A 9,916-nucleotide genomic window follows, 5' to 3' on the forward strand; every position below is an offset into this window, starting at 1 on the left:
CAGTTGCATTGCCTTAATCGTGGCCTCACTCTCGCCGAAGCCATAAAGACGTTCAAGTCCGATGGCGTCCTGCACCCCGCTGTATAGCCTCAAACGCCGATCCCTGCGGCCCACGGCGGAGGGATACTGAACAGATAGCCAGCGACGAAATCATACGGCGCGTATCCCCTGGTCGATCGCCGGCTGAGCTACTCCCCATTGATTGGACAATTTCCGGGCGATTTAAGCTACTTTCTTCGCCTGCTGGTCGGGTTGAATGGCATTCCAATAGACCACGGCAGGCGGTCGCCCGCCATGAACTGCGTGTGGACGCCGGCATCATAGAAAGTGATCCAGCGAGCGATCTCGGTTCTGGCCTGCGAGCCGGTTTCCCAAGCATATCGATAGACGCACTCATACTTCAACGACCGCCAGAGCCGTTCGATGAAGATAGTGTCGATGCAGCGGCCCTTGCCGTCCATCGAGATCATGACGCCGGCCTGCTTCAGGCGGTCGGTCCAGGCAAAAGACGTGAACTGACTGGCCTGGTCGCTATTCATGATCTCCGGCGCCCCAAGGCGATGGATGACGCGCCGCAGCCCGCCGCGACATGCCCCCTTCAATTAACGCAATCGCACGCTCACGCAAATCGAAGCAATGGCCTCGCGACATGCTGCGCCTCCAAATCAATGCCACGCGCAGAGTCGCTCATTCCGAAGCTTAAGGGAATCCCGCCTCTCCAAAATTCCGAGTCAGACTAAGCGGGGAATGCTCTAAGCTCCCCAGACGTCTTCCACATAAGCAAACGGCGCAGGCCAGCCGAGACCTTTCCACCTATCTCCAACCGTAAACGACTGTCGTTCCGCCATGAATTCGCCGTTGCAAAAGTGACCGTAGCCAAGCCTTTGCGGCAACATTTTGAGGCCTGAAAGCGCAGCCAGCATCACAAGGCTATTCCGCCGGTACTCACGGCCTTCATCTGTGCTGTTGTCGTTTTGATATTCGGCGGCATCACCGCCATTCAGGATTATCGTCAGCGCCTCGCGGAATGAGCCGGAAATTTTGAGTCTTCCTTGCTCATCAATCACCATGGCAAGCTGCAACCATGCCGCCTCCGAATAGGGCGATCCCGACTGCGCTCGATCGATCAGTTGATCTCCTATGATGGATTCCAGCGATTTTGGCGCCGCTGCGAACAACGGGAACGGAGCGCAAGTGGCGATCACCGCTGAGCCAAAACCCTGAAAAACGGTGCGGCGAGATAGACTTGCCATCATGGCCATCCATCATTTCTTGACTGCAGCAATCGTATGTCTGCGGTTAAAGAGAGACGCTTGCTTAAGCGCGCTGGTTCAGGATTCAATACGAGGCTTGCGTGGGGCAGTTTGGCAAATCGACGAAAACCTGGAGTTTGATCGCCCTCGTCTTTTCCTTTGGCCTGGACGGATACCCGGGGGAGGGCCCCGGATGACAAGCAGGGTCCGCAGAATGATACCATCGGCGTCGACGTCTCGAAAGACAATCTCGACGCCCACCGACTGGCCGACGGCGCTAGAGCGCGATGCGTTTCCACGGAAACGCATCGCGCTCTAGACTTTTTGTTTTCGCATGATCTTTTCCAAAAACTGGTGTCCAATTTTTGGGATCATGCGCTGCCTGCGTTTCGCCAACGGCAATGGCGGCCACAAGGCGCTGATCAAATGGTTGGCGCAAACGCCTGTCCAGCGCGTCGCCTTTGAGCCGACCGGCCCTTATCATCGAGCGCTGGAGCGCACGCTGGGCGCCGCCGGCGTCCCCTTCGCCAAGGTCAATCCCCGGCAGGCGCGCCGCTCCAGGCGTTACCCAAAAATGAAAACCCCGACCGATTGGCCGGGGTTATTCTTTCTAACCCATTGAGATTATTGGTGAGCGCGTCGGGGTTCGAACCCGAGACCCTCTGATTAAAAGTCAGGTCTTTTCCTAAATATTTCAATGACAGTTTGCATTTAAGGTGTGCAGTTTGCGAACTACATGCCGGTTTCGATACCAGTTCAGATTGCAAACTGATTGGAAAAACGAGGGCGAAAAAGCCGCACAGGGGTGGCTCGCTCGGCTTGATGCTGAGGGCTTGACCTTTAGGTGGCATACTCGATTGACGCACTGTCGCAACCCACACGCTGCGCCACAAAGCGGGGACGTGTGCGACGGACGAATGACGGCGCTATGGAAGAGGTCAAGCTTCCATGGACCAAGAGCTATACCGGATAGCGAGACTCCGATAGCGGAGCAGAACATGCTGTGGCTGAATAGAAACGCCCTCGCCGAAGGGGTTCGAGCGAGGGCGTAGGACCGATGTACGCTATGTGCGGTATCTTGATACCATTTTTGCATGCTTCGGTCAATTGCAGGAGACCGACGCATGCCCTCCAAAGGCACAAAGAAACTTGCCGTTTTCTCACGCCGCGAGACACCGCGCGCAGATCAACAGCAGCGCCATACCACTCAAATTGCTCGCACTGGCCGCCAGGACCTGATCCTTGACGGGACGGTCATAAGCGAATGTCTCTGCGCTGAGAAACAGGCCTCCCCCTGCCGTGATCCCGTCTTCCTCCGGGACCTGGACACCCTCACCGCGATGCAACTCCGCGAGAAGTACTCGCGTGAAGCGAATGCCCACCGCAATATGAAGAACCGCCGCAAGACCGAGGGCGCGATAGTCCATCCCGCCTTCGAGGACTGGCAGTCATTCCTTCGCTTGGTCGGCCCGATGCCGGCGAGGAAGACCACCCTCGACAGGATCAATAACGACGACCCAGAGTACGCGCCCGGCAAGGTCGCTTGGGGCGACAAACGGACTCAGAACTCCAACAAGGGCGACACCTTGGTCTTCCGCGATCCAGCGACCGGCAAGACCTACAAGACCTCCCAACTTGCAAAACGCCATGGAGTCACGCAGGGGGCGATCAGGAAGCAGCTCCAGAGGGGATGGACGGACGAGGAGATCATCGCCGGCCATAAGCTCGACAATGTGCAGTCCGCCTTGGACGACACCCCGATCGCGCCGCGCCGGCGGTTCGCCCATCCCACAATCGGGGAGATAGAGCATACTTGGAAGGAGGCGCACGCGGAATGCCTGCCCGGCTACATCGTGCTGGCGTTCTCCGGCAAGCAGCGTGGTCTCGTGAGCGAGTTCGCGGATCGTTGCCCCACCGATAAGGCAGTCGCGATCGCCGAGACATGCGTCAGGCGCTGGGCAGCCTTCTGCAAGATCGCCAAGTACGATGAAGCCGCCTACGGCATCCCGGACAAGCCCACGGTCGAGTTCCTGCACCGCTACGCCCAAACGGCGGTCAACTTCGCCCTCCCCATCATCGAGCGGGAAATTGCCGAGTTGAACTTCTACGACGAGCCCACGCCTCCGGTCAGCGACCATCAAGCGCAAAACTTTGTGCAATTAATTGCAACAACAAGTACGTTTAACGTTTCCCCCACGCCGGCAGCAGACAAGGTGATACCCGCCGACCACGAAGACTTGCGCTGCCCCCCGGATGAATTCGCCCAGACATGCCCGGACTGCTTCCCGCCGCCCGGCTCCCCGGAATACGAGAAGGTGTGCGAACGCTTCGACGCGAGCTTCACGAAGGAGTGGCCCAAACGGCGGTCGAGGATCGACTTCGACCGGGTTGCACCCTACTATCAGGCGCTGATCCGTCGCATCGACCCCGACTTTGCTCGTCTCGCAGAGCATGTGACGGCCCATTTGTGCAATTAATTGTGCATTGAACCGAATGGGCCGAAGCGCGGAAGGAAATGCCGAAAGGCTCGCAGAGTTGGGACCGCCGGACAGCGGTGCAATTAATTGCGCTGTCGTTCGTAAGCGGAACGTTAAAGATACGCCGGCATCGTAGCTCGATGACGGAGGGGCTACGTGGCCATAGCGAGAAGAAAACTCACAGAGGTGAAACGCCTAGCTAATGAGCGCGACACCACGTCAATCGAACTCGCCGAGGCGCTATGGCAGGCAGAGCAGACAACCCCCGGCACCTGGGCGGAGATCGTCTCCAGCACCCGCCTGGAACGCCGGAAGGCATACGCCTTGCTGCAAATCTGGGGACGGTTCGCCGGCCTCGATGTTCCCCGCGAGCTTCTGATCGACGTGGGTTGGACCAAGGCGACGTTGGTGGCGCGGCTCGCGGAGCCCGGCACCGAGCTGGGCTGGCTCGACTTGGCCAATGGCATCACCGCCAAGGAGCTTGAGGCAACCCTGCGCGGGGAGGAGCGCGCCCAGGAAAAAATGCACAGCGTCCTGTTCCGGCTGACCCCAGCCCAGCACGCCCTGCTCACCAAGGTGCTGCTTAAGCATGGAGCCACGCGCCCGCCGAAGGGCAAGGGGCTGTGTGGGAAGGAGGCTGCCCTGATGAAGGCTCTGGCGAAGGCCTCAGCCCGATAGGACGCGCCCCTGCTCGACGTGGCCGCGCCAGGAAGCTGCCCCCGCAAACTGAAAGCGATTGACGCCCGCACCACCTGTGCTGACAATTGTCGTCCACCACCACGTGAGGCACAACCATGCGCACGAACGTGAACAGCAGCGATCCGCCGCCCCCCGAAAGCGACGATGAGGTGTGGCGGTCCATCAGGACCAACATGAAGATCATCAAGGTGCTGCTCGTGATCCAGCTCGTGTTGACGGCTGGGTGTTTCGCGAAGGTATTCTCCTGATCCAAATGCAGCAGGCAGCAGCCTTATTGCGAGGCACGAATTGCAATTAATTGCACGAAAATAGAGACTGTCCTGTCGTCCCGGAATTTGGTCCCAAGGACGCTGCTGGCGACGCCCCCAAAATTGAGGAAGCGCCTGGGGAGACTCGCCAGACCCGGCATTTCAGAGGCACGGAGGACATACTGCAATTAATTGCACGACTGTACCGCAATTCTCTCCGCTCTCGATTGCATTTTACTTTCCCACGCCCTGGCTCAAGTTACAGTTTCTACGAGGGTTTCACCGCGTAGAAAGATCAGCCAGTGCAGCAGAGCGACCAATCGAGTTTGAGCTTCCAGATCGGGAGCAATGAGGCATTAGCCCCCTTGATCTGTGATCGCTGGACCGCGTCCAGCGCCTTGCAGAAGGCGATCCGGCGCGGCGACGCCGTCACGGCCCGGCGCGCGGCGCTGACCCTCTTGCAACATGATCGCGCGGCGCTCTGGCGGCGGCTGTTGGTGATCGCCGCCGAGGACATGGGCGTCGGCTCCATCGGCACGCTGGTCGAGGTCGCGCGCCTGGCGGCAGATGCGCGCTCGCGCCGCAGGTTCGGAAGCGAGGATCGGTGCGCCGCTCACGCCTGCAAGCGCCTCGCCGCCGCGCCGAAGGACCGCAGCACGGATCACCTGTTCGCCGCCGCCGCGCACTGGCCGACGCTGGACGCCGTCAGGAATGAATGCGGCGTGGCCGCCATCCCCGAGCGGCTGGCGATCGTCGCCGAAGTGACGCGCCCGCTGTCCGAGCGAGCCGTCGCCGCCTGGTACGCCTCGGGCGTCGAGAACTGGCCCGAACGCCGCGTCGGCAAGGGCGACCTCGACGGTCTGATGCGCGTGTTCGCCGACCTGGGTTGCTCCGGCGACCTGATCGAGGCGACGGCCATCGCCGCGAGGAGGACTCGCGCGCCGATCTGCGTCTTCCTGCCGTTGCTGGCTCTCGCTGCGGCTGACGGCGGCTATGTGGAGCAAGTCGATACGCGCAAGTCGGCGTCCGTCGGCGGCGTACCGCTGTGTGCGCTCGACGGCCACACCCGAATGGGCCGGCAGGCCATCGCGCAATTTCTCCGGTCGAACGCCGAGGTGGCCGACTTTCTCGCCGCCAACGTCCCCGATTATCGCGCCGAGAAGGCGCTGCGCCTCGCCGTCTTCTATGCCGACAGCGCGCCGATCTCCGTCAGGTTCAACTGGCGCGACCAGACCGCCCTCGAACGCCTGGGCGTCGCGGCGGACTTCAGCCGCGTGCGCGCGGACCTGGGCGTCGCTGACGACCTGATCGAGATCGTCCGCCGCAACCTCGATCATCTGGACGCGCTCCGCACCGACCTGCTCACCAGCGCGCTCGCGTTCAACCCCTGACTTTCTTACCCCAGTCCCCCAACCCCATAAGCTCAAGGAGGAGCAAATGGAAAGAACTGCCCAATCCCCCACCGAACTGCATGGCCAAGCCGTGAGGCTGGCCGACAAGTACAAGGAGAATTTCGTCGACCTGGGTGTCATCCTGCGGAAACTGAAGGCCGACAGCCCGGACCTGTTCAAGCAGGTCTACATGGAAACGAAGCTGAGTTACCGAAAGGCGCTGTATCTCGTCGAGATCGCGCGCAGGACTGCCGACTTGCCGATCTCACGCGAACAACTGGCCGAGCTGGGCTGGACAAAAGTTCAGGCCATCGGCGCGGTCCTCACGGACGCGAACTGCGAGTCCTGGCTGGCCGAAGCGCAGAACCACACGGCCGAGGACCTCAAGGACATGGTTGCCGGCAAGCGCGTCATCAGGGGTGCACGCAACGTCACGCTCCGTCTCGCGCCCAAGGACCACGAGCGTTTCATCCAGGCGCTGCTGGCGCATGGTGCCGTGCAGAAAAATGGCGGCGTCAAACGCAAGGAGGAAGCGATCATCAACATCATCGCGAAGCTGGAGAAGGCCAATGGCTGACCCCGGCGACACCGAGCGCGAGGCGCTGGTCACCCCGGACCAGGTCGTGCTCACTCGTGATAATCCTTACTTATCAGGACTTAAAACCGACCCCGAAAAGCTCACCTCGACCGACGTGTCGAGCGACGAAGGGACCGCTCAGCCAGCTGACGTTCATGCAATTGATTGCACGAGGCTGACCGATCTCGTCGCAGAATTCGTTCAGGCCGGCATAGCGCCCGCGACACGGCGCGCGTACAGGTCGGACCTCGACCACTTCTTTGCCTGGGGCGGGACGATCCCAGCCAGCGACGCCGAGGTCGCGGCCTACATCGCTGCGCATGCCGAGGCGCTGAAGGTGGCAACGATCAACCGGCGGCTCGCGGCGATCTCAGTCGCGCACGAGGCGCAGGGCCATCCGTCTCCGGTCCGCTCGCCGCTCGTCCGCGCGACCATGCGCGGCATCAGGCGGGAGCGTGGCGTCGCCCAGCGCCAGGCCCGCCCGCTCTTGCGCGAAGACCTGTTCGCCGTCCTCGCCGCCATGGGCGACAGCCTCAAGGATGCGCGCGACCGCGCCCTACTGCTGATCGGCTTCGCTGCCGGCTTCCGGCGATCAGAACTTTGCGCAATTAATTGCACGGACCTTGAAAGGGTTCGGCAAGGCGTGGTCGTCACCCTGCGCCGGTCAAAGACCGACCAGGACGGCGAAGGCCGCAAGATCGGCATCCCGTTCGGCCGCACCAAATTCTGCCCGGTGAATGCGCTCGACACCTGGCTCGAACGCGCCCGGATCAGCGAGGGGCCGATCTTCCGCCGGGTGGACAAGCGCGGGCGGGTGTTCGCAGACGCCCTCTCGCCCGAGGCCGTGTGCCTGATCGTTCGGGAGCGCGTGGCCGCTGCCGGCTTTGATCCCGAGCCCTATTCCGGCCACTCGCTGCGGTCTGGTCTGGCCACGAGCGCCGCACAGGCCGGGGTCGACACCAGAAAGATCAGAGACCAGACCGGCCATGCCAGCGACGCCATGCTCCGCCGCTACATCCGCGACGGCGAGCTTTTCTTGGACAACGCGGCGGGGGCGCTCCTTTGACATCGTGATCACGTCTTTGGTGGTCTGTATACGAGGCAGCCCAAGAAAATACCTTAGCCAATCAAGCACCCAGACGCTGGGAGAGGTGGAGGGCATTTGTCACGGAAACGCTCACTATTCGTTAACTAAACATCCTTACGTTTTGGAAACACGCAAGGATATTGCAAATGAAATCCATCGCATTGTGCTCAGTGTTCGGCCTTATCGCAACGACTTCTTCATTTGCGCAGCCGGGCGCTATTTATAACATTCCGCCGTACGGCGACGCTCCGCCTGTCCAGCAAGGTTACAACCGCCAGATGACCGCGACGGTGGGATCGCCGCGCGATTTCGCGCCTTCGTCCTTCTCGTGGAGTGGCATCTATGTTGGCGGCAACGTCGGGCTTTCCGGCGGCGACTTCCGCTATCCTGCGGTCGTAAGTTCAACCGGCGGTGCCATTCTCGGAGAAGGCGCTGCGCGGCTCAATTCGAGCGGCGTTCTTGGCGGCGGTCAGGTCGGCGTGAACTTCCAGCTGAGAGGTCCGATCGTCGTTGGCCTCGAAGCGGACATTCAAGGCGCATCGGTGACAGGAGAAGTCGGCGTCGACTCGTCACTGGGAGGAACCACCCTGTCCGGGAAAGCCGGCTCGCGCATTGATTTTCTCGGCACGGCGCGCGCCCGCGTCGGAGCGGTGATCCTCGACCGTGGCCTGCTCTATGCGACCGGCGGCTTTGCCTATGCCGGGGGCAACAGCTACGTCAACGGCGCCTACGGCGGTTCTTCGGTTTCCATCTCCAAGGAGACGCTGGCGCGGGGCTTCGCGGTGGGCGGCGGATTGGAATACGCCCTGACCGATCATTGGTCGCTGCGCAGCGAATATCTCTATGCCGATCTCGGCAAGACCTCGCTCTACAATGGTTCCTTTTTCTCGGCCAACGCGAACCTCGCGGTCGAAACCACGACGCACATCGTGCGCGCCGGCGTGAACTACAGGTTTGGCGGACCGGAGCCGATCATCGCCAAATTCTGATGGCGTGCGAGCCCCGTCTCCATGGCGGCGGGGCTCACTCCGTTCAGCACCGTGAAACGCCCGCGGCCTTTGTGACTGAGCAGCCCTCAAGAAGGTTGGAACATCCGATCGGATTTCATGCAATTAATTACACGACGAAACGGTCGCTATTGACGGTCATGCGCCGCCGTCAAGGGGCAATCCGCCGAGCGCCCGCAGCGCCTCTCACAGCCCAGCTGGCCCAAGCAGGATGTCCCTAAGCCCCTTCTCCGATGACAACGCCTGCTTGCTCATCTCGGTGTGCGCGGCCAGCGCCTCAATGGTTGCCTCGTCCCAGCGCCTTGGCGCAGTGGCAGGCCAAGCCCCTTTTGCGCGAAGACCTGTTTGCGGTCCTCGCCGCCATGGGCGACGGCCTCAAGGATGCGCGCGACCGCGCCCTGCTGCTGATCGGCTTTGCGGGCGGCTTCCGGCGATCAGAGCTTTGCGCAATTAATTGCACGGACCTTGAGCGGGTTCGGCAAGGCCTCATCATCACCCTGCGCCGGTCGAAGACTGACCAGGACGGCGAGGGGCGCAAGATCGGCGTTCCGTTCGGCCGCACCAAGTCTTGCCCTGTGCATGCGCTCGAATACTGGCTCGACCGCGCCCGGATCAGCGGGGGGCCGATCTTCCGCCGGGTGGACAAACACGGACGGGTATTCGCTGACGCCCTTTCGCCCGAAGCCGTTTGCCTGATCGTCCGGGAGCGCGTGGCCGCCGCCGGGTTCGATCCCGAACTGTTTTCAGGCCACTCGCTGCGGTCTGGTCTGGCCACGAGCGCCGCACAGGCCGGGGTCGAGACCAGGAAGATCAAGGACCAGACCGGACATGCCAGCGACGCCATGCTCCGCCGGTACATCCGCGACGGCGAGCTTTTCTTGGACAACGCGGCGGGGGCATTGCTCTAGTTCCGATCAACCGGGTCGGCGCGCCCTTCAAGACGAAGAGCGGCATCGACTGCAAAGTCGATGCAACGCTCAACGATACGTCGGTCTGTCGTCGGTAATTGCGTCCACTGAACGACCATGCTGCCACCCATCATCGTATCCATCCGGCGTGACGCGCCTTGCGAAAATTGAGGCCTGCGCGATGCTTCGCAGCTAAATCGGCTTTATGAGCGAGGTTAGCTGCGCAGCATGGGACGAATTACGGTGATATCGGGCGCCGAGCGCCGCCG

11 protein-coding genes are annotated in these 9,916 nt (G+C 61.6%); 9 read left to right on the plus strand and 2 right to left on the minus strand.

The window, feature by feature from the left end; all coding sequences use genetic code 11:
* Positions 1 to 227 precede the first annotated feature (227 nt).
* Positions 228 to 539: an integrase core domain-containing protein gene (locus CCR94_RS11350; protein ID WP_104507965.1), complete on the minus strand. Its 312-nt coding sequence runs from the start codon at positions 537 to 539 to the stop codon at positions 228 to 230.
* Positions 540 to 752: 213 nt separating this feature from the next.
* The gene (locus CCR94_RS11355; protein WP_104507966.1) at positions 753 to 1,262 is read right to left on the minus strand and encodes a hypothetical protein; all 510 of its coding nucleotides are present in this window, start codon (positions 1,260 to 1,262) and stop codon (positions 753 to 755) included.
* 364 nt (positions 1,263 to 1,626) lie between these two features.
* Between CCR94_RS11355 and CCR94_RS26650 the strand changes: the two genes are divergently transcribed.
* From CCR94_RS26650 to CCR94_RS11395, 9 genes are all read left to right on the plus strand, one after another.
* Positions 1,627 to 1,875: an IS110 family transposase gene (locus CCR94_RS26650; RefSeq protein ID WP_146089966.1), complete on the plus strand. Its 249-nt coding sequence runs from the start codon at positions 1,627 to 1,629 to the stop codon at positions 1,873 to 1,875.
* 502 nt (positions 1,876 to 2,377) lie between these two features.
* The gene (locus tag CCR94_RS11365; protein WP_104507968.1) at positions 2,378 to 3,730 is read left to right on the plus strand and encodes a hypothetical protein; all 1,353 of its coding nucleotides are present in this window, start codon (positions 2,378 to 2,380) and stop codon (positions 3,728 to 3,730) included.
* A 156-nt stretch (positions 3,731 to 3,886) separates the two neighbouring features.
* Positions 3,887 to 4,408 carry a hypothetical protein gene (locus tag CCR94_RS11370; RefSeq protein ID WP_146089967.1) on the plus strand — a complete coding sequence of 174 codons (522 nt, stop codon included), beginning with the start codon at positions 3,887 to 3,889 and terminating at the stop codon, positions 4,406 to 4,408.
* Positions 4,409 to 4,524: 116 nt separating this feature from the next.
* On the plus strand, positions 4,525 to 4,677 hold the full coding sequence (locus tag CCR94_RS25075; protein ID WP_158254721.1) for a hypothetical protein: 153 nt from the start codon (positions 4,525 to 4,527) through the stop codon (positions 4,675 to 4,677).
* A gap of 365 nt (positions 4,678 to 5,042) precedes the next feature.
* Positions 5,043 to 6,068 carry a hypothetical protein gene (locus CCR94_RS11375; protein ID WP_104507970.1) on the plus strand — a complete coding sequence of 342 codons (1,026 nt, stop codon included), beginning with the start codon at positions 5,043 to 5,045 and terminating at the stop codon, positions 6,066 to 6,068.
* 46 nt (positions 6,069 to 6,114) lie between these two features.
* Positions 6,115 to 6,645, plus strand: a complete 531-nt coding sequence (locus CCR94_RS11380; RefSeq protein ID WP_104507971.1) for a hypothetical protein — start codon at positions 6,115 to 6,117, stop codon at positions 6,643 to 6,645.
* Positions 6,638 to 7,711 carry a site-specific integrase gene (locus CCR94_RS11385; protein WP_104507972.1) on the plus strand — a complete coding sequence of 358 codons (1,074 nt, stop codon included), beginning with the start codon at positions 6,638 to 6,640 and terminating at the stop codon, positions 7,709 to 7,711. The genes CCR94_RS11380 and CCR94_RS11385 overlap by 8 nt, the downstream gene beginning before the upstream one ends.
* Before the next feature lie 167 nt (positions 7,712 to 7,878).
* The gene (locus tag CCR94_RS11390; protein ID WP_104507973.1) at positions 7,879 to 8,721 is read left to right on the plus strand and encodes an outer membrane protein; all 843 of its coding nucleotides are present in this window, start codon (positions 7,879 to 7,881) and stop codon (positions 8,719 to 8,721) included.
* A gap of 347 nt (positions 8,722 to 9,068) precedes the next feature.
* Positions 9,069 to 9,647, plus strand: coding sequence for a site-specific integrase (locus CCR94_RS11395; RefSeq protein WP_244594034.1), 579 nt, complete (start codon positions 9,069 to 9,071; stop codon positions 9,645 to 9,647).
* Positions 9,648 to 9,916: the final 269 nt, after the last annotated feature.

This window comes from Rhodoblastus sphagnicola (genome assembly GCF_002937075.1).
GTDB classification, from domain to species: Bacteria; Pseudomonadota; Alphaproteobacteria; order Rhizobiales; family Beijerinckiaceae; genus Rhodoblastus; species Rhodoblastus sphagnicola.